Source organism: Streptomyces sp. NPDC057438, from assembly GCF_042802995.1.
GTDB lineage: Bacteria > Actinomycetota > Actinomycetes > Streptomycetales > Streptomycetaceae > Streptomyces.
Genome location: NZ_JBHVDD010000077.1, coordinates 27,419 through 49,643 on the forward strand (window position 1 = coordinate 27,419; position 22,225 = coordinate 49,643).

The 22,225-nt window shown below is 72.4% G+C and carries 16 protein-coding genes; 11 read left to right on the top strand and 5 right to left on the bottom strand.

Annotation, left to right across the window (positions count from 1 at the left end; translation table 11 throughout):
• Positions 1-232 precede the first annotated feature (232 nt).
• A complete protein-coding gene (locus ACFU5F_RS32065; protein ID WP_383894826.1) occupies positions 233-1,405 on the top strand; it encodes a hypothetical protein in 1,173 nt (390 codons plus the stop codon).
• A gap of 234 nt (positions 1,406-1,639) precedes the next feature.
• Positions 1,640-5,128 (top strand): BTAD domain-containing putative transcriptional regulator, encoded by a 3,489-nt coding sequence (locus ACFU5F_RS32070; RefSeq protein WP_383894829.1) that lies wholly within the window; start codon positions 1,640-1,642, stop codon positions 5,126-5,128.
• A 25-nt stretch (positions 5,129-5,153) separates the two neighbouring features.
• On the opposite strand, the gene ACFU5F_RS32075 is transcribed toward ACFU5F_RS32070, so the two are convergent.
• Positions 5,154-6,773 (bottom strand): acyl-CoA synthetase, encoded by a 1,620-nt coding sequence (locus ACFU5F_RS32075; RefSeq protein ID WP_383894832.1) that lies wholly within the window; start codon positions 6,771-6,773, stop codon positions 5,154-5,156.
• A gap of 167 nt (positions 6,774-6,940) precedes the next feature.
• On the opposite strand from ACFU5F_RS32075, the gene ACFU5F_RS32080 reads away from it, so the two are divergent.
• From ACFU5F_RS32080 to ACFU5F_RS32110, 7 genes are all read left to right on the top strand, one after another.
• Positions 6,941-7,741 carry a crotonase/enoyl-CoA hydratase family protein gene (locus ACFU5F_RS32080; protein WP_059083074.1) on the top strand — a complete coding sequence of 267 codons (801 nt, stop codon included), beginning with the start codon at positions 6,941-6,943 and terminating at the stop codon, positions 7,739-7,741.
• 119 nt (positions 7,742-7,860) lie between these two features.
• Complete coding sequence (locus ACFU5F_RS32085) at positions 7,861-8,802, top strand: Zn-ribbon domain-containing OB-fold protein (protein WP_383894834.1); 942 nt, start codon at positions 7,861-7,863, stop codon at positions 8,800-8,802.
• Positions 8,799-9,875, top strand: a complete 1,077-nt coding sequence (locus ACFU5F_RS32090) for a thiolase domain-containing protein (protein WP_383894836.1) — start codon at positions 8,799-8,801, stop codon at positions 9,873-9,875. Before ACFU5F_RS32085 ends, ACFU5F_RS32090 begins: the two co-directional genes overlap by 4 nt.
• Positions 9,872-11,038, top strand: coding sequence for a thiolase domain-containing protein (locus ACFU5F_RS32095; protein ID WP_383894839.1), 1,167 nt, complete (start codon positions 9,872-9,874; stop codon positions 11,036-11,038). Before ACFU5F_RS32090 ends, ACFU5F_RS32095 begins: the two co-directional genes overlap by 4 nt.
• A gap of 83 nt (positions 11,039-11,121) precedes the next feature.
• Positions 11,122-11,367: a DUF397 domain-containing protein gene (locus ACFU5F_RS32100; RefSeq protein WP_383894842.1), complete on the top strand. Its 246-nt coding sequence runs from the start codon at positions 11,122-11,124 to the stop codon at positions 11,365-11,367.
• Positions 11,368-11,538: 171 nt separating this feature from the next.
• Positions 11,539-12,789, top strand: coding sequence for an MFS transporter (locus ACFU5F_RS32105; RefSeq protein ID WP_383894845.1), 1,251 nt, complete (start codon positions 11,539-11,541; stop codon positions 12,787-12,789).
• 174 nt (positions 12,790-12,963) lie between these two features.
• Complete coding sequence (locus ACFU5F_RS32110; protein WP_318810263.1) at positions 12,964-13,461, top strand: hypothetical protein; 498 nt, start codon at positions 12,964-12,966, stop codon at positions 13,459-13,461.
• A 69-nt stretch (positions 13,462-13,530) separates the two neighbouring features.
• On the opposite strand, the gene ACFU5F_RS32115 is transcribed toward ACFU5F_RS32110, so the two are convergent.
• Together ACFU5F_RS32115 and ACFU5F_RS32120 are read right to left on the bottom strand one after the other, a co-directional pair.
• Entirely contained in the window at positions 13,531-15,507 is a 1,977-nt protein-coding gene (locus ACFU5F_RS32115; protein ID WP_383894848.1) for an N-acetylmuramoyl-L-alanine amidase, read from the bottom strand.
• Positions 15,508-15,757: 250 nt separating this feature from the next.
• On the bottom strand, positions 15,758-16,897 hold the full coding sequence (locus tag ACFU5F_RS32120) for an aminoglycoside phosphotransferase family protein (RefSeq protein WP_383894850.1): 1,140 nt from the start codon (positions 16,895-16,897) through the stop codon (positions 15,758-15,760).
• 234 nt (positions 16,898-17,131) lie between these two features.
• Here ACFU5F_RS32120 and ACFU5F_RS32125 point away from each other — a divergent pair, with 234 nt between their 5' ends.
• The gene (locus ACFU5F_RS32125) at positions 17,132-18,628 is read left to right on the top strand and encodes a hypothetical protein (protein ID WP_383894852.1); all 1,497 of its coding nucleotides are present in this window, start codon (positions 17,132-17,134) and stop codon (positions 18,626-18,628) included.
• Positions 18,629-18,676: 48 nt separating this feature from the next.
• Here ACFU5F_RS32125 and ACFU5F_RS32130 read toward each other — a convergent pair whose 3' ends face one another.
• The gene (locus ACFU5F_RS32130; RefSeq protein WP_383894855.1) at positions 18,677-20,095 is read right to left on the bottom strand and encodes a PP2C family protein-serine/threonine phosphatase; all 1,419 of its coding nucleotides are present in this window, start codon (positions 20,093-20,095) and stop codon (positions 18,677-18,679) included.
• A gap of 419 nt (positions 20,096-20,514) precedes the next feature.
• Between ACFU5F_RS32130 and ACFU5F_RS32135 the strand changes: the two genes are divergently transcribed.
• Positions 20,515-20,928, top strand: a complete 414-nt coding sequence (locus tag ACFU5F_RS32135) for an SsgA family sporulation/cell division regulator (RefSeq protein ID WP_383894858.1) — start codon at positions 20,515-20,517, stop codon at positions 20,926-20,928.
• Between the two features lie 70 nt (positions 20,929-20,998).
• On the opposite strand, the gene ACFU5F_RS32140 is transcribed toward ACFU5F_RS32135, so the two are convergent.
• Entirely contained in the window at positions 20,999-22,123 is a 1,125-nt protein-coding gene (locus tag ACFU5F_RS32140; protein ID WP_383894859.1) for a chemotaxis protein, read from the bottom strand.
• Between the last annotated feature and the right edge of the window lie 102 nt (positions 22,124-22,225).

The window sequence follows — 22,225 nt, forward strand, 5'->3', positions numbered from 1 at the left end:
GCACCCGTCCCGGAGCGTCGCGACATCCGCTCCGGGCGAGCGTCGTGGCGTTCGCTCACACGGTTGCCCCTCTTCTGCCGCCCCGCCTTCCCGTTCTTGCCGGTCGGGAACGTCTGTGCAGGTCGGAGGGGGCCTGACGGGTACAGAACGGCTCCAGCGGCGCTGATCCACCCGATTCCTAACGTGGGGACCACAGCCGGCACCCGCCGGCCCCCACGACCAAGGAGACGACATGGCCCTCAGGAACCGGATGGCACGACTGCGTCCCGCACTCGCCCCCGTGACCCTCGCGATGCTGACCGCCTGCCTCATGGCACCCGCACCGGCGAGCGCCGGCGACGTGAACTTCAAGCAGGGCAGACAGGTCGGACTGGCTACCGTCACCAGCGAAGACGGCGTGCGGCGGCCCGTCGAGTTCGCCATCGACGACAGCGGCGACATGTGGGAGTTCGACCGACTGGGCTCCTACTGGACCAGGACGAACCGAGGCACGCCGACCAAGGCGAACGGCGATCGCATCGACATCCGGGCGGGCGCCGGCGTGATGGGCGTCGATCGGGGCGTCCGGGCCTACGTCGTCGCGGAGGACGGCAATCTGTGGGAGTTCCAGCACGACGGCAGGTCCTCCGGGTGGACGAAGCTCGCGCGCCCGCAAGGCTCCGGGGAACTGCGAGGCGCCCTCGGTACCGAGGTGGACGGCGACGGAGCGCGGCTGGTGGTGGTGAGGGACAAGAACAACCGGCTGTGGCAGTACAAGAACGTCAAGGGCGTCTGGGAGACTGAGGACATGGGCAAGATGCCCGCCGTCGGCGATCAGGCGCTGGAGAAGGAGGCCGGACTCGGGACCTTCCGCGGCGGTGCCTACGCCTTCACCATCAGCAACCGCAACGTCCTGTGGTCCGTGCACAAGACGCTCGACGACAGGTGGACCTGGTTCTCCTGGGGCACGCCGCTCCAGGACGACGATCCCGAATGGTCCTCCCTGGGCGTCATCTCGTACCGGGAGCAGAACGACCTGCATGTCTTGATGCAGGCCAACAACGGACGTGTCTGGCGGGTCTCCTGGGACGAGGCGGTGAAGAGCGGGGCGTGGAAGGAATTCGGGGCACCGGCCTCCCCGCTGGCCGTCAGGAACGGAGGCGGCGCGGCGGCGATCCCCGGTGGCGAGCAGGTCACCGTACTCGGTCAGGACGGCAAGTTGAGGAACACGATCAACGGCCACATGCCCTCCGCTTCCTGGTACGGGACGAACACTCCGCACAACGTCACCCTGCTCAAGGAACTGGGTTCCCGGAACGTGGCGAACGACAGCTACACCTTCACCGTGGACGGCGACGGGGACGTGTGGGTCGCCAGATTCACCCCCGGCAGCCTCGAGTGGAAGTGGACGGAGATCGCCGACTGATCCACCCCGCCGTGGCACCCCGGTGACCCACCGCCCCGGCCCGACACCGCCACGACCCGCGACGGAATCACCCGTCGCGGGTCGTCGCCACGCGACATGCCCCCGAGCGCTTCGCACGCCCGTGCTGTTCGTCCTATGATGTGGCGTCAACATCACTGCCGGCGGGGCGAGTTGAGCGCTCGACCGGCGTTCTCACCCCCGTGGTCGGCAGCGCACCGGAGGGGGACGGGCGCAGTGGGGCGTACTCCTGAGCAGCTGGGGAAGTGGCTTCGCGACCACCGTGTGCGTCTGGGGCTGAGCCAGCTCCAGCTCGCCGAACGCGCCGGGGTCAGCACACGCAGCATCCGCGAGATCGAACACGGCCGGGCCCCGTCACGGGGCAGCCGGTCGGCGCAGCGCGTCGCCGCCGCGCTGGGACTGGAAGCCGCGATGGAAACCGATGAGGCGCCACGCGGCGGTGACGCCCTCCGGGTCGGGGTGCTCGGGCCGCTGACGCTCCGGGTCTCGGGAGAGCCCGTTGACGTGGCGGCGGCCAAACAGCGGGACCTCCTCGGCCTGTTGGCCCTGCAGCCCGGAGTGTCCGTCGGCCAGGACGAGCTGGTCGACGTCCTCTGGGAGGGGAGTCCGCCCGCCACCTGCGTCAACCTGGTCCACACCTACGTGGCCCGGCTACGCCGACTGCTCGACCCGGCGGGAGACGCGCGCAGGGCGTCGGAGGGGGTGCTGCGCCGCACCCGGACCGGCTATCTGCTGCACCTCGACCAAGGCCAGTCGGACGCCACGGAGTTCACCGAGATCGCGCTGCGGATGTCGGACGACACCCCCCAGGAGACGGTTCGCCGGAGCGGGGCGGGGCTGAGCCTGTGGCGGGGGGCCGTCCTCGGGGACGCGCCGCACCCCGTGCGCGAGCACCCGGCCGCGGTGTCGCTCACCCGGCTGCGGATGTCCCTCGTCCAGTCGTACGCGGACGGGGCCCTGATGCTGGGCAGACCCGCGGACGCCCTCCACGAACTGCAGAAGGCCGCCGGCCTCGACCCGATGCACGAAGGCGTCCACGCACGGATGATGCTGGCGCTCGCCGCCTCGGGCCAGCAGGCCGCCGCGCTCGGACTGTTCGGGATGCTGCGCACCCGCCTCGACGACCAGCTCGGGGTCACCCCCGGACCCGAGGTCACGGAGGCCCACCTGCGCGTCCTGCGGATGGACCTGCCCCGCCCGGCCGACGCTGCGTCGGCCACCGTCGCGTCGCCCGTGGTGCCCGCCCTGCTGCCGTACGACATCCCGTTCTTCACCGGTCGTGACGAGCAACTGGCCCGGCTCGACGCCCTGTTCTCGGGATCGGGCACCCGGACCTGCGTGCTCTCAGGCGCCGCCGGTATCGGCAAGACCGCCCTCGCGGTGCACTGGGCGCACCGGGTCCGCGACCGCTTCCCGGACGGGCAGCTCTTCGTGGACCTGCGCGGACACTCGCCGGGGGTGGCGCCACTGCGTCCCGTCGAGGCGCTGGCCCGGTTCCTGATGGCACTCGGTGTGGCGGGAGAACGGATCCCGGGCACCCCCGGGGCCGCCGCCGACATGTACCGGACGCTCGTCGCCGGGCGCCGCATGCTGGTCGTCCTCGACAACGCCGTCGACGTGGACCAGGTCAGACCGCTGCTGCCCGGCGGTCGTGACTGTGTGGTCCTGGTGACCAGCCGCGACCGGCTGGACGGACTGTCGGTCCGCGACGGCGCCGACCGCCTCGCCGTGGACCTCCTGGCGGCCCGGGAGTCCCGGCTGCTGCTGGCCCGTACCCTCGGCAGGGCCCGCGTCGAGGCCGAGTCCGACGCCGCGGCCGCGCTCGCCGACGCCTGCGGCCACCTTCCGCTCGCCCTGCGGATCTGCGCCGCCAACCTGGACCACACACCCCGACGCACGCTCCAGGACCAGGCCGACGAACTGTCCGGGGGCGACCGGCTGGGCCTGCTGTCCGTGGAGGGGGACGCCGCGTCCGCCGTACGCACCGCCTTCAGTCTCTCCTACCACGCCCTGCCGGACGCGGTCCGACGGGCGTTCCGGCTGCTGGCCCTGATGCCCGGCCCCGACATCGGCGTCGAGACGGTGGCCGTCCTCACCGGCACCACCCGACGCGAGGCGTCCCGGCTGCTGGACCGGCTCGGCACGGCCCACCTGCTGCACGAGCACCGGCCCGGACGGTACCGCTGCCACGACCTGCTGACGCTCTACGCGGCCGAGCGGCTGCGCCTGGAAGAGAGCACCACCGAGCGGGAGTCGGCAGCCGCCAGGCTCTACACATGGCTGCTGGCCGCGGTGAACCGATGTGCGCGCCTGCTCTACCCCGGCACGCAGCGCATGCCCGACGTGTCCGACGAGACGGCGGGGACCGCTTCGGCCGCAGCCCCGCCGGTTCTGGAGAGCGCCACCGCCGCCGCGCGCTGGCTCGACGCCGAACTGCCGGGCCTCGCCGCGACGGTCCACCGGGCCGCGGCCGAGGGGCATCCGGCGGCCTGGCGCATCGCCGACGGACTGCGCGGCTGTTCGTGGACCCGGCGGCACACCGTGGACTGGGTGGCGCTGGGGGAGGCCACGCTGGCCGCCGCCCGGGCCGCGAAACAGCCGCTCGCCGAGGCCGCCGTGCACAACCTGCTCGGTGACGCCCACCTTCAGCAGGGGCATGCGGACGAGTCGATCGCCCACTACGAGCTGCTGCTGACGGCGGCCGAAGCCGCGGACTGGCTGGAGGGCGCCGCCACCGCGCACAACAACATCAGTACCGTCGCCCAGACCAGTGGTCGGCTGCGGCTGGCCGCCGAGCACCTGGACCGGGCCATGGACATCGACCGGCGCAACGGTCTGCCGCAGGGGCACCCGGTGGTGCTGGACAACCTCGGCCACACGTTCCGCGAGCTGGGCCGGCTGTCCGATGCCCTGGACTGCCACCGCAGAGCGGCGGACCTCCACCCGGAACTCGGCTCACGGATCAACCAGTTGCTGAACGCGACGAACCTGCTCCAGGTGCGCCACCTGTTGGGGGACACGGGGTGGGCGAGGCAGCAACTGGACGGCCTCCTGCGCAGGGCCCACGACGTGGGGGACCCCGACACCGAGGCGTTCGTCCTGCGCCTGACGGCCTGGATCCGCGGGGACACGGGAGACCTCGCGGGCGCGCTGGAGGCGGCCACCGCCTCCGTCGACCTGAGTGACGAGACCGCCGACGAGCACAACAGCGCCAGTTCCCGGATCGTGCTCGGTGGCACACTGCAGGCCGTCGGTCGTCGTGCGGAGGCGGCGACGGCCTACCAGGAGGCCCTGGTGCTGGCGCGGGGGCGCGACGCCCGTGACCTGGAGGCACGCTCCCTGCTCGGACTGGCGTCCGTCCCCGTTCCCGTCGACCGCGGACGGGCGGCCGCCGCACTCGAACTGGCCCACCGTTCGGAGTACCGCCTGGTCGAGGACCAGGCACTGACGGTGCTCGCCCGCTGCGGACTGGAGCACGGGGAGCCCGACTCCGCCATGGAGTACGGAACCCGGGCCCTCACCGCGCACCGGGCGAGCGGCTACCGCAGAGGTCAGGCGGAGGCCCTGGAGATCCTCGGCCGGGCCGCGGCGACGACCTCCGGCGCCGACCCGTCGCCGTACTGGACCGAGGCCCTGGAGATCTTCGACGCCCTCGGCGCCCCGGCGGCCACGGCCCTGCGGCACCGGCTGGCCGGGCGGGCCTGACCCGTCAGGGGGGAGCCGCACACGGTCAGTGGTCGGCCGCCGTCGCCACCGAGCGCGCCCAGCGGTAGTCCGCCTTGCCGCTGGGGGAGCGCTGGATCGCGTCGGCCAGGACCAGCTGGCGGGGGATCTTGTAGCCGGCGAGGCGGGTGCGGCAGTGGGTCTGGATCTCCTCCAGGGACGGCTGGGCCGCGCCCTCGCGCAGCTGCACCACGGCGGCCACATGACTGCCCCAGCGGGCGTCCGGCACCCCGGCGACCAGCGCGTCGTACACGTCGGGGTGCGCCTTGAGGGCCTGCTCGACCTCCTCCGGGTACACCTTCTCCCCGCCGGTGTTGATGCACTGCGAACCCCGGCCGAGGACCGTGACGACGCCCTCCTCGTCGACGGTCGCCATGTCGCCCAGGAGCACCCAGCGTTCGCCGTCCCGCTCGAAGAAGGTCTCGGCGGTCTTGCGCGGGTCGTTGTAGTAACCGAGGGGCACATGCCCGCGCTGGGCGACCCGCCCCGGCACGCCGACCGGTACGGGTTCGTACGTCGCCGGATCCACGACCCGCGTACGGGAGTGGACCCGGATGCGGAAGCCGTCGCCCGCGCCCGAGTCCGCTGTCGCCGTGCCGTTGAAGCCGGACTCCGAGGAACCGAAGTTGTTCAGCAGCATCGCGTTCGGCACCAGGGCCTGGAACTGCTGCCGGACCGTCTCCGACATGATCGCCCCGGACGACGACACACTGAACAGGGACGAGCAGTCGGTGCCCTTCATCGGGCCGTTCAACGCGTCGATGAGCGGGCGCAGCATGGCGTCGCCGACCAGCGACACACTGGTGACCTTCTCCCTCTCGATCGTCCGCAGGGTCTCCTCGGGCACGAACTTGCGGTGGATCACGACCCGTTGGCCGAAGTTGAACCCGATGAACGCGGTGAGCGTGGAGGTGCCGTGCATCAGCGGGGCCGTGGGGAAGAACGTGATCCCGTCGCCGCCGGCCGCGACGCGCTCGGCCAGTTCCTCGGGTGACTTCACCGGCTCGCCGGTGGGGGCCCCACCGCCCAGCCCCGAGAAGAACAGGTCCTCCTGACGCCACATCACACCCTTGGGCATGCCCGTGGTGCCGCCGGTGTAGATGATGAACTGGTCGTCTCCCGAGCGGGCCGGGAAGTCCCGCCCGTCGGACGCGGCCGCCACCGCCTCGGCGAAGCCGGTCACGTCGAGGGCGGGCGCGTCCGGCGCGGGGGTCCCCACCCGCACCAGATGCCGCAGCTTCTCCGTCCGCGGCAGCGCGGCCGCCACCCGCCGCGTGAACTCCGCGTCGAAGACCAGTCCCGCCAGGTCCGCGTCTCGGTAGAGGTAGACCAACTCCTCTTCCACATAGCGGTAGTTGACGTTCACCGGGACGATCCGGGCCTTGAGGCACCCGAGCGCGGTCTGCAGGTACTCGATGCCGTTGTACAGGTGCAGCCCCACGTGCTCGCCCGGCTGTATCCCGCTGGCCAGCAGATGGTGCCCGATCCGGTTGGCCGCCGCGTCCAACTCGGCGTACGTGAGGCGGTGTTCCGCGCCGGTGCCGGGGATGTCGAGATACGCGAGCGCCGCCCGGTCGGGAACCACGTCGACCACCGACTCGAACAGGTCGGCAAGGTTGTACTCCACCGCGCTCCTCCTGACCTCGCTGCCCCTCGGTTGCCGGTCATCAGAGCAAAGGGCGGCACAACTGTGAAGAGTCCTCGCGCAGAAATCTGACTGACTGTCAGAAAACCCTTGAAGTGCCGACCCGTCTCCTGCAACCTGTTCTCGTTTCCTGTGGAGGGAGAACCCCGATGGGCGGCACCGAACACCTCACCGTGCGGCGCGAAGGCGGCACACTGGTGCTCACGCTCAACAGGCCCGAAGCCAAGAACGCGCTCTCGCTGCCGATGCTCGTCGGCCTGTACGACGGCTGGATCCGGGCCGACGAGGACGAGGAGATCCGCTCGATCGTCCTCACCGGAGCGGGCGGCGCCTTCTGCGCGGGCATGGACCTCAAGGCCCTCGCGGGCAAGGGGATGGAGGGGCAGCAGTACCGGGATCGGCTCAAGGCCGACCCCGACCTGCACTGGAAGGCCATGCTCCGCCATCACCGGCCCCGCAAGCCGGTGATCGCCGCCGTCGAGGGACACTGCGTCGCCGGCGGCACCGAGATCCTCCAGGGCACCGACATCCGGGTCGCGGGCGAGTCGGCGACGTTCGGCCTCTTCGAGGTCCGGCGCGGGCTGTTCCCGATCGGCGGCTCCACGGTCCGGCTCCAGCGGCAGATCCCGCGCACGCACGCGCTGGAGATGCTGCTCACCGGGCGGCCCTACAGCGCGCGCGAGGCCGCCGCGATCGGGCTGATCGGGCAGGTCGTGCCCGAAGGCACGGCCCTGGCCAAGGCCCTGGAGATCGCCGAACGGATCAACGCGTGCGGGCCGCTGGCCGTCGAGGCCGTGAAGGCGTCCGTCTACGAGACGGCCGAGATGACCGAGGCGGAGGGGCTGGCGGCCGAGCTGAAGCGGGGGTGGCCGGTCTTCGACACGGCCGACGCGAAGGAAGGGGCCAGGGCCTTCGCCGAGAAGCGGGCCCCTGTGTACAAGCGGGCGTAGGTGTCGTGCTCGGCGCGGTCGTGCTCCGGCTGCGGGTCGGCCGTGGCCGGTCGCGCAGTTCACCGCGCCCCCGAAAGCGGGGCGTGTCCCTGCCCCTCTGCTGAAGGAGGCAACCTTCGATGTCGGCAATCCTCAAAGCACCCCTCACCCTGGAGTTCCCGTTCACCCGGTCCCTGGGGCCCGTGCAGAGCGCCTTCCTCACCGGACTGCGCGAACGTGTCCTCCTCGGTGTACGCACCGGCGACGGCCGGGTGCTGGTCCCGCCCGTCGAGTACGACCCCGTCACCGCCGAGGAGATCCGCGACCTGGTCGAGGTCGCGCCGACCGGCACCGTGACCACCTGGGCCTGGAACCACGAGCCACGCCGGGGCCAGCCCCTGGCCACCCCCTTCGCCTGGGTGCTGGTGCGGCTCGACGGCGCCGACACGGCCCTGCTCCACGCCCTCGACGCGCCCGGCCCCGACGCCGTACGGACCGGGATGCGCGTCCGCGTGCGCTGGGCCGAGGAGCGGTCCGGTGCCATCACGGACATCGCCTGCTTCGAGCCGTACGACGGGGAGGCGGAGGAACCGGCCGGACACAGCGGCGCCTTCGACGACGCCGTCACCGGCATCGTCGCCCCCGCCCGCCTCGACTACACCTACTCGCCCGGCCGCGCCCAGACCGGCTACATCAACGCCCTCGGCGGCCGCCGCACGGTCGGCGAACGCTGCCCCTCCTGCTCGAAGGTGTACGTCCCGCCGAGGGGCGCCTGCCCGACCTGCGGGGTGGCCACGGCGGAACAGGTGGAGGTCGGGCCGGGCGGGACGGTCACCACGTTCTGCATCGTCAACATCAAGGCGAAGAACCTGGACATCGAAGTCCCCTACGTCTACGCCCACATCGCCCTCGACGGCGCCGGGCTCGCCCTGCACGGCCGGATCGCGGGCATCCCCTACGACCAGGTGCGCATGGGGCTGCGCGTCGAACCGGTGTGGACCGAGGGGGCCCGCTATCCCGACCACTACCGGCCCACCGGCGAACCCGACGCGGACTACGAGACGTACAGGGAGACGCTATGACGCGCGAGGCACGACCAGGCACGGGGGCACGGGACATCGCCGTCGTCGCCTTCGCCCAGACCGACCACCGGCGCACCAGCGACGACGTCTCCGAGGTGGAGATGCTCATGCCGGTGCTCCACGAGGTCATGCAGGCCACCGGGCTGAAGACCTCCGACATCGGCTTCACCTGCTCCGGCTCCAGCGACTACCTCGCGGGGCGCGCCTTCTCCTTCACCCTGGCCCTCGACGGCGTCGGCGCCTGGCCGCCGATCTCCGAGTCGCACGTCGAGATGGACGGGGCCTGGGCGCTGTACGAGGCATGGGTGAAGCTGCGGACGGGGGACGCCGACACCGCCCTCGTCTACTCCTACGGCAAGTCCTCGCCCGGATCGGTGCGGGACGTCCTGACCCGGCAGCTGGACCCGTACTACATGGCCCCGCTGTGGCCCGACTCCGTCGCGCTGGCCGCCCTCCAGGCCCGGGCGCTCATCGACGCGGGTGCCACGGACGAGCCGGCGCTCGCGACGGTCGGGGCCCGCAGCCGCGCGGACGCCGCCGCCAACTCCCACGCCCAGCTGCGGGGTCCGGTGCCGCAGGGGGACTACCTCGTACGGCCGCTGCGCACCGGGGACTGCCCGCCCATCGGCGACGGCGCCGCCGCCGTGGTCCTCGCCGCGGGGGAGCGGGCCCGGGAGCTGTGCGAGCGGCCCGCCTGGATCCGAGGCATCGACCACCGCATCGAGGCACACGGCATCGGCGTGCGCGATCTCACCGACTCACCGTCCACCCGGCTCGCCGCCGAACGGGCCGGGGTGTTCGAACGCCCCGTGGACACCGCGGAGCTGCACGCGCCGTTCAGCTCGCAGGAGGTGATCCTGCGCGAGGTGCTGGGGCTCGACGACGGGGTGCGCGTCAATCCGTCGGGCGGGGCCCTGGCCGCCAACCCGGTCATGGCCGCCGGGCTCATCAGGATCGGCGAGGCCGCCGCTCGCATCCACCGCGGCGAGTCCGACCGGGCGCTGGCACACGCCACGTCCGGCCCCTGTCTGCAGCAGAACCTGGTCGCCGTACTCGAAGGGGATCCGCGATGAGCAAGGAGCCCGTGGCCGTCGTGGGAGTCGGCCAGACCAAGCACGTGGCGGCGCGCCGTGACGTGTCCATCGCCGGGCTCGTCCGCGAGGCCGCCCGACGGGCCCTGGACGACGCCGAGCTGACATGGGCCGACGTCGAGGCCGTCGTCATCGGCAAGGCGCCCGACTTCTTCGAGGGCGTCATGATGCCCGAGCTGTATCTCGCGGACGCGCTCGGCGCCGTCGGCAAACCCATGATGCGGGTGCACACGGCGGGCTCGGTCGGCGGCTCGACCGCGCTGGTCGCCGCGAGCCTGGTCGCCTCCCGCGTCCACGGCACGGTGCTGACCCTCGCCTTCGAGAAGCAGTCCGAGTCCAACGCCATGTGGGGCCTGTCCCTGCCGATCCCGTTCCAGCAACCGCTGCTGGCCGGCGCCGGAGGCTTCTTCGCCCCGCACGTGCGGGCGTACATGCGACGCAGCGGCGCCCCCGACACCGTCGGCTCCCTCGTCGCGTACAAGAACCGCCGCAACGCGCTGAAGAACCCCTACGCCCACCTCCACGAGCACGACATCACGCTGGAGAAGGTGCAGGCCTCGCCCATGCTGTGGGACCCGATCCGCTACTCCGAGACCTGCCCGTCCTCCGACGGGGCCGTCGCGATGGTCCTCACCGACCGGGCGGGGGCCGCCCGCGCGCCCCGGCCCGCCGCGTGGATGCACGGCGGCGCGATGCGCAGCGAACCGACGCTGTTCGCGGGCAAGGACAGCGTGTCGCCGCGCGCGGGACGGGACTGCGCGGCCGACGTGTACCGGCAGGCGGGCATCGCCGATCCCCGCCGGGAGATCGACGCGGTGGAGATGTACGTGCCGTTCTCCTGGTACGAGCCGATGTGGCTGGAGAACCTGGGCTTCGCCGCGGAGGGGGAGGGCTGGAAGCTCACCGAGTCCGGGGTCACCGAGCTGGACGGGGACCTCCCGGTCGACATGTCCGGCGGTGTCCTGTCGACCAATCCCATCGGCGCCTCCGGCATGATCCGTTTCGCGGAGGCCGCGCTGCAGGTGCGGGGCCTCGCGGGAGAACACCAGGTGGAGGGTGCCCGCCGGGTGCTCGGACACGCCTACGGCGGCGGATCGCAGTTCTTCTCGATGTGGCTGGTGGGCGCCGAGCCGCCCACGACCTGAACCCGCCCCTCACGTGGGCCTGTCGGCGGTGGGGGCCGATCGCTAGTCTGGCGGGCGGACGACGAACCGGGAGGAGCACGGACGTGGCCGAGACCACCATGCAGCAGCGATCCCTCGACGGCTGGCACAAGCCGGCGGAACTGGACCTGACCGACGCGGACTGGCGGTCCAGCAGCCAGGGGCGGGGAGATGTCCAGATCGCCTTCGTCGAGGGCTTCATCGCCATGCGCAACAGCGGCAGCCCCGAGAGCCCCTCGCTGATCTTCACCCCCGCCGAATGGGGCGCCTTCGTGTCGGGGGCCCGCGAGGGCGAGTTCGACCTGACCTGAGCGGGTGAACGCGCGGTGTCGGTGGGCGGCCGGAGCCCGTCGGCACCCCTCGGCGCGGAGGAGACGGACCCGGCGCCCGAACCCCGGAACAGGAGAGGCCTGTACATTTGTTCGGCCAGGGGGTGCCGCAGGGGGCCCGCAGTGGCTCCGCTCCCTAGGAGAAGCAGTCTCATGGACGACGCCGTGCGCCGACGCCGGCAGGCGTTGTTCCTCGTCTTCCTGCTCGCCGGCATCTCGATGTCGTCGTGGGTGACGCGCACGCCCGCGATCAGGGACCGGCTGGACGTCTCCACCGCGCAGATGGGACTGGTCCTGTTCGGGCTGTCGCTCGGCTCCATGCTGGGGATCAGCTGTTCGGGGCGGCTGGTGTCCCGGTACGGCACCCGCCCCGTGATCGCCTGGGGGACATGGCTGCTGCTGGCCGGGATGGTCACGATCTGCTGGGGCGGCTTCGCCGCGTCGGTGCCCCTGGTGACCCTGGGCCTGTGCGCCTTCGGCGCCGGCATGGGCGTCGGTGACGTGGCGGTGAACGTCGACGGTGCCGACGTCGAGCGGATCAGCGGGCGGACCACGCTCCCCCCGCTGCACGGCTTCTTCAGCCTGGGCACGGTGTGCGGTGCCGGCGCGGGCATGGCGGCGACGGCGGCCGACGTCCCGGTGCACTGGCATCTCGCGGCGGTCGTCGCGGTCTGCGTCGGCCTCCTGCTCCACGCGGTGCGCTCCATCCCGGCGGGCACCGGCCGTACCGCCCCCACCGGGACCCGGGACGGCGGCGCCGAGGAACACCACCCGGCGGTGTGGAAGGACGGCAGACTCCTCCTCATCGGCGCGATCGTCCTGGCCATGGCGTTGGCCGAGGGCTCGGCCAACGACTGGCTGCCCCTGCTCATGGTCGACGGACACGGAATGGACCCCACCGCGGGCTCCCTCGTCTACGCCGCATTCGCCGCCGCCATGACGGTCGGCCGCTTCACCGGCACCTACGTCCTCGACCGCTACGGCCGCATCACCGTGGTGCGCGCCAGTGCCGCCTCCGGCGCACTCGGCCTGCTCCTCGTCGTCGTCTCCGACAGCCCCGCCGTAGCGGGGGCCGCCGTGCTGTTCTGGGGTCTCGGCGCCTCGCTCGGCTTCCCGCTGGCGCTCTCCGCCGCCGGCGAGTCCGGCCCCGACGAGACGGCCCGCGTCAGCCTCGTCGCCGTCATCGGCTACGTCGCCTTCCTCGTCGGCCCGCCGGGGCTCGGCCTCCTCGGCGAGCACATCGGTCTGCGGCCCGCCATGCTCGTCGTCCTCGCCTGCGTGGTCTGCGCGGCCTTCCTGGCCCCCGCGGTCGACACCTCCCGCCGGAGCACCGTCGCGGGCGCGGCACCCCTGCCCGACGGCGAACCCACCGGCTCCGGCACACGGGGACGGCCGCAGCCCTGACGGACGGCCGCAGCCCTGACGGACGGCCTGGGACGCCGCCGAACGGGGAGTCGCCCCCGTTTCCCTGCTCCCGAGGCGGCACCGGGCACGGCAGCCACACCCGTCCCCCGGAACACCCCCGCCCCCGCGGCTCCCTCGGCCCCGCCGCCGGACGGCACGCCGTACCATTGCGGCATGTCCTTCCTCCGCCGCCGCAGCGCCACTCCCGCCGGTCCCGAATTCGACGTACTGGCCATGGATCCGGGCGACTGGCCGGGCAATCTCGGCGCCGGTCTGCTGCCCGCCCCCGACGGCAGTTGCCAGGGCGTCTTCCTGCGCTACGACCTCTACGGCGGCCGCGGCCCCGCGATGATCATCGGCAACCTTCCGGAGGGCTCCCCGGCGCGCGAGGTCTCCGACGGCGAGATCCCCTTCGAGGTCAGCCAGCTGCTGATCGCGCTGGAGAACGAGGAGGACATCACCGTCGTCGGTTCCGAGGACCTCCCGGTGATGCAGGGCGACAACCTCCTGATCGTCCGCCGCCTCAAGCTCTCCGAGTCCCGGATCTCCTGCGTCCAGTTCGACCGCAGCGACAACGTCCTGGTGACCATCGCCGCCTGGGACCGCCCCATCACCGACGACCTGTACGCCCTGCTCAAGCCGCTGCCCGCGGAGCTGTTCCAGCAGGGCTGAGGGCGGCAGAGGACGAAGACGGCAAGGGCCGGGTGCGCGCACCCGGCCCTTCCTCGCGCCTCGTCGTCCTCACGCGGCGGGCAGCACCCGCACGTCAGCCGCCCGCACGAACGCCACCCGGTGGCCGAACTGGATCTCGTAGTAGAGGTCATCGCCGACCACGACCCGATGCCCGCTCGTGTCGAAGGAGACGGCGTAGTAGTACTCGCCGGGCACCTTGCCGCCGGCCACGTACCGCTGGCCCTTCAGGAGCTTGTACGGCAGCGGGGACACCTCCTGCACCGGCACGCCTGCCGGATACGCCGCCGCCTCCGGGTAGGCGCGGCCGTACACCGGGATGTCCGCGAGACCGTCGCGGGGCGTCACCAGCAGACCGGCAGCGCCGACCGCCGTCGGCTTGTCCTCGGGGTTCTTGAACCAGGCCTTCTGCCCCAGGTACCAGATCGCCGTCCAGTCGCCCTGCCGCTCGGCGACCGCGTACTGCTGCCCGGTGGAGACCCGTGATCCGAGGTCGTTCACCCCGGTCGTCGAGGCGCTGCCGTCCGGCCGCAGCCCGATGTCCTTGATCAGGGGCGAGGTCGTGTCGGGTCGGCTGTACAGGCGCACGGCGCTGGAGCCGTGCACCGCGCAGGCCGCGCCGCTGGACGCGCAGCCGGTGAACACGGGCCGGTTGGCGGCGTAGTCCGGGCGGATGGTGACCATGTCGCTGTCGCCGCCGGACGTCGCGCCGAGCGGTGCGCCCAGCAGCTCGAAGTAGTGCCGCCAGTCCCAGTAGGGGCCGGGGTCGGTGTGCATCCCCCGGACCGTCGCCGTCGTCGGTCCGGGCACGGTGTCATGGCCGAGGATGTGCTGCCGGTCCAGCGGGATGCCGTGCTTGTCGGCGAGGTACCGCACCAGCCGCGCCGACGCGCGGTACATCGCCTCCGTGTACCAGGCGTCCGGCGACGCGAGGAACCCCTCGTGCTCCAGGCCGATCGACGCCGCGTTGACGTACCAGTTGCCGGCGTGCCAGCCCACGTCCTCGGCCTTGATGTGCTGCGCGATGTGCCCGTCCGTGGAGCGCAGCGAGTACTGCCACGACACGTACGTCGGGTCCTGGACCAGTTCGAGGGCGCTGTCCCAGTAGCCCTCGATGTCATGGACGACGATGTACCGCACGGGCTGCGAGTTCGGCCGGTCGGCCAGGTCGTGGTTGCCGTAGTCGTGGTCGCCGAACTCCGCGTAGGCGGCCGGGATCCACTCGCAGGACACCGTCGCCGGACACTCCGTGGCGCCCGCGGCCGACTTGCGCAGCCCCGCCCGTGACAGCTGCCCGGCAGCGGGGACGAGACCCGGCTCGGCGCTCAGGGCCACCCGCTGGCCGGCGTCCGTGACGCGCTCGGCGCCCCCGCGGATCACCGCGAACACCTCGTCCGCGTACGCCGCGGCCGTCGCCCGGTCGTCGGCACCGGAGAAACGGGCCACGGCCCCGTACCAGTCCGCCGGATCGGCACTCGGCCGTGCGCGCAGCTCCCGCTGCGCGGCGGCCAGCAGGGCGGCGCCGCCCGCCACGTTCGCGGCGGGGTCCGTGCGCAAGCTCCGCTCGGGCAGCCCGGTCAGTTCGGCGGCCCGCGTCAACGTCCGCAGCCGGGACGGGAGTTCGGCCGGTTCGGGCCGGCCGGCCTCGGCGGCCAGGAGCGGCCGCGAGTCGTCGCCGCGCGGGTCCTCGTCGCCCTCGCTGTGGTGCGGGGCATCGGCGAGGGCGGTACGGGCGTCGGTGAGATGCATGGGGCCGTAGCCGCCGGTGACACTCGGCGCTCCGCCGTGCGTGTCCCAGCGGGACTGGAGATAGGAGACGCCGAGCAGTACCTCGCGCGGTACGCCGTACTCGGCGGCCGCGGCGCCGAACGCGCCCTGCAGACGGGCCGACGCGGCGGACGGCTGGCCGACGGGGGGAGCCGCGCCCAGCAGGGGCAGCAGCAGGACGGCGGGGGCTGCGGCGAACGCTGCTCTGCGGTTGCGTCCGGGGTGCGGGGTGGGCCTGCGGTCGGTGGGGGAACCTCGCAAGGCGGCCTCCTGTAACGGTGGGGCGTTGACGGGGGCGTGCGGGACCGGACGGCACCAGTGGTGCCGGTCGGCCGACGATCCGTCAATCATGCCCGCAGAAGGTCCGTTCCGCGGTGATTGCCGACCCCGTGACGACGGGGCCGTGCGCCCCGGCGGTCCGTGCCGTGTCGGCCGGGGGCCCGCCGGCACGGCAAAGGCCCGCGGCGCGCCACCCCCTTGCACAGGGGCGCACCGCGGGCCTTCGTTCCCGTCAGCGAGTGCCGACCGCCGCCCGGACGGCCTTGCGGGCCAACTGGCAGTCGTCGTGCAGTCGCCTGAGCAGCAACCGCTGTTCCTCACCGGCCGACGCGGCGGCCGGGTGGGCCGGGCCCGGTGCCGTCGGGGTCGCGTCGTGCATCGAACGCTGCACGGCCGTCTCGTAGGTACGGATCTCCCGGGTCAGCACGAGCATCAGGTTCACCAGGAAGGCGTCCCGCGAGGCCGGGCCCGCCGACTGCGCCAGCTGACTGATCTGCCGCCGCGCCACCGGCGCGTCCCCGAGCACCGCCCACAGTGTGGCCAGGTCGTACCCCGGCAGGTACCACCCCGCGTGCTCCCAGTCCACCAGCACTGGACCGGCCGGTGAGAGCAGGACGTTCGACAGGAGGGCGTCGCCGTGACAGAACTGGCCCATGCCCTGACGGCCCGACGCGTGCGCGATGCCGTGCAGGAGTTTCTGCAGGTCTCCCATGTCGCGGTCGGTGAGCAGACCCAGCTCATGGAAGCGGGAGATCCGCTCCGCGTAGTCCAGCGGGGCGTCGAACGTCCCCGCCGGCGGCCGCCACGCGTTCAGCCGGCAGATCGCGCCGAGCGCCGCCCGGATGTCGGCGCGCGGCGGCGCCTCCACCGGATGCCGCTGCAGGGCGGCGACCCGGCCGGGCATCCGCTCGATGACCAGCGTGCAGTTGTCCGGATCCGCCGCGATCAGCCGCGGCGCCCGCACTGGCGGACGGTGCCGGACGAACGAGCGGTATGCGGCTATTTCGTGCCGGAACCGCTCCTCCCAGATGGAGGAATGATCCAGTAAGCACTTGGCGACGGCCGTACTGCGCCCGGTCGTACCGACGAGCAGCACCGAGCGGCCGCTGCGGCGCAGCACCTGGACCGGAGTGAACTCCGGGCAGATGCGATGCACCGAGGCGATCGCCGTGCGGAGCTGCGCGCCCTGAGGACCCGACAGGTCGAGTCTGCCGCTGAGCGGCTGGGTGCCGAGCCCCGGCGCGCGCCGCGCCCGTCCGGCACCGAGTACCGGGGCCGCCGTGCGGGTGGGGTCGAGGTAGGGGCCGCCGCCCGGCTGACGGGGGTGCAGCGACCGGGGGGGAGCGGACACGGAGGACGATGCTGCGTACATGGGGGAGACAGATCCCTTCGTGTGCCGGCAATGTCACGCGCTGCCCGCCCCGGCCGTCCGGGGGCACCCTGGGGAGTGCCCGTCGGGGCGACCGGGTCGGGGTGGCGCTTTCCTACCTGACACCGGATGGGCCGTGGCACACCATCTAGCGCACCCTGGCGAAGCCTGGCGAATAGTCCCCGTGCAACTGACAGCGGGCTACATTCAACTCAGCCGAGAACCTGGGGGCTTGACGTGAGCGGACCATCCAACACTCGACTCGCAGACCTGTTCGGCCTGGCCGGCTGGTCCAAGGGAGAGCTCGCGAGACTGGTCAACCGGCAGGCGGCGGCCATGGGCCACCCCCAGCTGGCGACCGACACCTCACGGGTGCGGCGGTGGATCGACATGGGAGAGATCCCGCGCGATCCCGTGCCACGGGTGCTGGCGGCCCTGTTCACCGAGCGTCTCGGCCGTGTCGTGACCATCGAGGACCTCGGTCTGGTCCGGCACGGGCGTACGGGGAAACGGCGGGGCGACGGGAATGCGGAACATCCCGACGGCGTGCCGTGGGCGCCCGAACGGACTGCCGCGGTCCTCACCGAATTCACGGGAATGGACCTCATGCTCAACCGACGCGGCTTGGTGGGCGCGGGTGTCGCGCTCACCGCGGGACCTGCTCTCAGCAGCGCCATGCACGACTGGCTGCACACCGATCCGGCCTTCGCGGCCGACGCTCCCGACCTCGACGACCCCCTGCACGCCGACCCCGCCGGGTACGACCGCTACGAGGCCGCCCCCATCGGGGTGCAGGAGATCGAGGAACTGGAGCGCTCGGTCGAGGTGTTCCGGGCCTGGGACGCGGCCCGGGGCGGCGGGCTGCAACGCAAGGCTGTCGTGGGACAGCTCAACGAGGTGGGAGGCATGCTCTCCTACCACCACCCCGAACGCATCCAGCGGCGCCTGTGGGGCGTCGCCGCCAACCTCGCCGTCCTCGCGGGCTGGATGTCGCACGACATCGGCCTCGAACCCACCGCCCAGAAGTACTTCATCATCGCCGCCCACGCCGCCCGGGAGGGCGGTGACCGGCCCCGCGCCGGCGAGGCCCTCTCCCGGGCGGCCCGGCAGCTGGTGCACCTCGGCAAGCCCGACGAGGCGCTCGACCTCATGAAGCTCGCCCACTCCGGCTCCGGGGAGCAGGTGCTGCCCCGCACCCGGGCCATGCTCCACACCGTCGAGGCCTGGGCCCAGGCGTCCATGGGCAAGGGCCAGGCCATGCGCCGCACGCTCGGGCAGGCCGAGGACCTGTTCGTCTCCGACCGGTCGGACGTGCCGCCGCCCAGCTGGATGCAGATGTTCAAGGAGGAGGACCTCTACGGCATGCAGGCCCTGGCCTACCGCACCCTCGCGGAGCACGACCCGGCCGCGGCCAAGCAGGCCCAGCACTATGCGCAGAAGGCACTGGAGCTGCGCGTCGACGGCCGCCAGCGGTCCAAGATCTTCGACTTCCTGTCCATGGCCTCGGCCTGCTTCATCGGCGACGACCCCGAACAGGCCGACCGGTACGCGCGCCTCGCCCTGATGTCGATGGGCTCCAACTCCTCGCACCGCACGTGGGACCGGTTGCGGGAGATGTACCGGCTCACCGGTCAGTACTCCAGCTATCCGAAGATCCAGGAACTGCGGGAGGAGCTCAGACTCGCCCTGCCCAAGCCCCAGTCGAAGAACAAGGGCGACATCGCCCCGGCGTGAGCGCCGGGCACGGCCTCCGGGCCGTCCGGAGCCGGTACCGGTACGTCCTCAGGAGCTGACCCTCGCGACGAGTACACAGGCGTCGTCCGCACGCTCGGCCTCGCCGAACTCCTCCACGACCGTCCGTACACATTCCTGGGCCGTACGGGCCCCGCCGAACCGCGGGGCCAGGTCCAGCAGCCGTTCGACGGCCGCCTCTCCTCCGTGCCGGGGCACCAGTCCATCGGTGTGCAGGAGCAGCAGGTCGCCCTGTTCGAGCGTCACTTCGGCCTGCCCGTAGACGGCACCGGAGGTCGCTCCGAGCAGGACGCCGTCCGGCGCCGTCAGCACGTGCCCCGTCCCGTCGCGGAACAGCAGCGGGGCGGGGTGCCCCGCCTGTGCCCACACGAGGGTGCGGGTCGCCGGGCGGTAGCGGCAGCAGACGGCGCTGCCGAGGGCCGGTTGCACGGTGGTGTCCAGTAACTGGTTGAGGCAGGCCATCAGCCGGCCCGGCTCGGTGCCCGCCATCGCCATGCCGCGCAGGGCGCCGATCAGCATCGCCATGCCCGAGGCGACGGTCACGCCGTGTCCGGTGAGGTCCCCGACGCTCAACAGGCTCTCGCCGCCGGGAAGTTCTAGGGCGTCGTACCAGTCGCCGCCGATGAGCGCGCTGGTCGAGCAGGGCAGGTAGTGGGCGGCCAGGTCCAGCCTCTCGGGTCCCTGCCGGGGCAGCCGCAGGGAGGCGCGCCACGGCGGCAGCACGGCCTCCTGCAGTTCGACCGCGAGCCGGTGCTCGGTCTGCGCGATGTGCCGCTGACGCTGCAGCGAGTCACGGGTCTCGCTCTCCGCCCGCTGGCTGCGCCGCAGTTCGCTGACGTCCCGCAGGACGGCCCACATCGAGGCCGTGGCGCCGTCCTCGTCGAGAACGGGCTCGCCCATCATGTGCACGGTGCGCGCCCCGCCGTCGGGGAGCACGATCCGGAACTCCCCGTCGATGCGTCTGGCGTCGATCAGGCAGTCGGTGACCATCGCGGTCAGCGTCGGCCGGTCCTCGTCGAGCACCAGCGACGGCAGTTCGTCGAGGGTGAGTGGTGGGGAGGCGGGGTCGCGGCCGAGGATCTGGTACAGCTCCCCGGACCAGTCGGCCTCGTCCGTGAGCAGGTTCCACTCGGCGCTGCCGACCCGGCTGAGCAGGGAGGGGCGCGGGGACGCCGGGGGCGGTGCGGCCGGGGGCGCGGGGGCCGGTGGGGGGGCGGGGCCGTCGCGCAGCTGGGCCAAGTGCTCGTCGAGGTCGCTGAGTTGATGTAAGGCCAGGTCGTAGAGAGCGTGCTGCCAGCGGACCTCGGGGTCGGCCGGGTCGACGGGCGCGTCACGGCGTACGGCGTCCACGTCACCCCGCAGCCGCCGCGTCTGCGAGATGAGGGCGTCGACCGTGCCGCGACGGGGCGGCTGGGCGGCGGGACGATCCGCAGAGAGAGGGGACGGCATCACGTACTCCGATGGGGGACGGTACGACCAACGCTGACGTAAGGGCCGATTACGACTGTCGCACAGCCCGCGATGCGCTGTAAGGGATTTGGCAAGACACGATGCGGTGGTGCTTCCGGCATATGTCACCGTCCTTGCGGTCGGGATCGTCCCCTGCGTGTCGGTACGCCTGCGCGGGCCCCAAGTCGTGGGAATCGTACGTGACTTGACGGAGCGTCGACTCCCGTCACATGCCTTTCATTCCCGTGTTCGACGGGCATATGTACGAGCGCCCCGAAAGGGAATCGAGTGACATGGGTCACAGTGATGAATCCAGGGAGTCGCGCGCCACGAAAACCCTCCGCGAGGTCGAGAACGCACGTCGGCGCACGGGCCGGCCCGCGTCGCAGGAAGTGCTTCACCGAAACGGAGACCGTTCAATGACCGTCACGCTGGAACAGCCCGCCCGCGCTCTCCTCGTCACCGCCGAGGACCGGGAGGTGCCGGTGCCCGCGAGCCTGCGCTACTCCTCCGACGATCCGCTGGCCGTGCACCTCGACTTCCCGGCCGACATCTCGCTGAACGGCACCATGGTGACCTGGACCTTCTCCCGTGAGCTGCTGGAGAAGGGGGTGCGGGCGCCCGCCGGCAGCGGCGACGTGCACATCTGGCCCTGCGGCCGCCTGCGCACGGTGGTGGAACTGCACTCCCCGTACGGCACCGCCCTCCTCCGGTTCGAAAAGGTGGCGCTCCAGCGCTTCCTGCAGCGCAGCTACGGCGTCGTCCCCGCCGGGAGGGAGGAGCTGGGCCCGGCGCTCGACCGGGGGCTGACGTCACTCCTCGGCGGCGTGTGAGGGAGTGCCGTGCCGGCCGGGCCGACACCGGGACGCCGCGATACGGGACACGCGGGCCGGGTCCGCGCGCTCAGTAGCGCAGGACCCCCGCGATGCCCGGGGCGTCGCCGAGCATGCCGTCGGGGACGAAGAAGATCTCGGCGCCGGTGTCCAGGCAGCGCTCGACGATCTCGTCCACGATGTCCTCGCGGGCGTCGAGGTCGCCACTCTCGGCCGGCACGAGATGGCCGCCGCCCGCCCCGCCTGGTCCGGCGCCGCCACCGTCGGACCGCACGCGCGCGCGGTAGTTCTCCTCGACGGCCAGCAGCTGGACGCGGCCCTGCTGGGCGTTCTGCCAGATCTCGTCGAGACCGGCCGCGAACGCCTTGCTGCCGCGCGCCGTCTCCAGCCGCCCGGCCACGAGGTCGGCGTGCCTGCGCTCCTCGGCGGCGACCAGCGGCCGGACCGCCTGCCACACGGCGTCCGGGGTGCCGTGCGCCAGACCGCCGTGCGGGATGTGCGTGGCGTCCCGGGTGACCGTGCCCATCTCGTCGAACAGGGACAGCGCGGCCGGCGCCCCGGTGACGTACAGGGGCCGGTGTCGCGCGCGCATGACCCGCGCCAGCGCGGTGTCGGCGTCCCGTAGGAAGCGGCGGGTGTCCTCGTCGCGGAAGACGGACGGCAGGTCGCCGGTCCGCTCCTGGCGCTCGGCGTCGAAGTTGTCGCGCTCCCTGGTCAGCGGGAATCCGCCGGTGTGCGCCTCGGTGACCCGGTCGCCGCCCCCGTTCCACAGCGTGACCCGGTCCGAGGAGACGGAGAGCACCCAGAACGACCGCTCGGCGGCCCGCGCGGCCACCAGGTTCCGGGTGAGGAACGTGTCCGAGAGCACCACGCGTTCCGGCACCGGCCGGGCCAGGGACCAGACCTGGTGCTCACCGGGCGCCGCGAAGATCACCAGACCGTCCTCGGCGTGCGCCAGATCCACCTCGGCCACCGCCTGGTCCAGCTGCCGGACGACCTCGGCGCGCCGCTCGCGCGTCACGGCGGGGTCGTGCTCCAGCCGCTTCCTGGCCTCGGCGACGACATTGCGCAGCCGGACCGGATCCTGGGTTTTCTCGGGTTCCCTGCGATGCGTCGGAGTCAGCACCGACACTGCGGGGTACGGCCGCGGCCGGCGCAGTTCGGTGAGGGTCGCGGGACTGAGGGCATGCTCCATGACTTCACGATAGGACCGATTCGCGTGTAGGGCATTTGGGGCAATCCGGCCTTCGGGTGGGCGGTTCCGACGGTCGGCGGAGGACAGCGGCGAGCCCGTGGG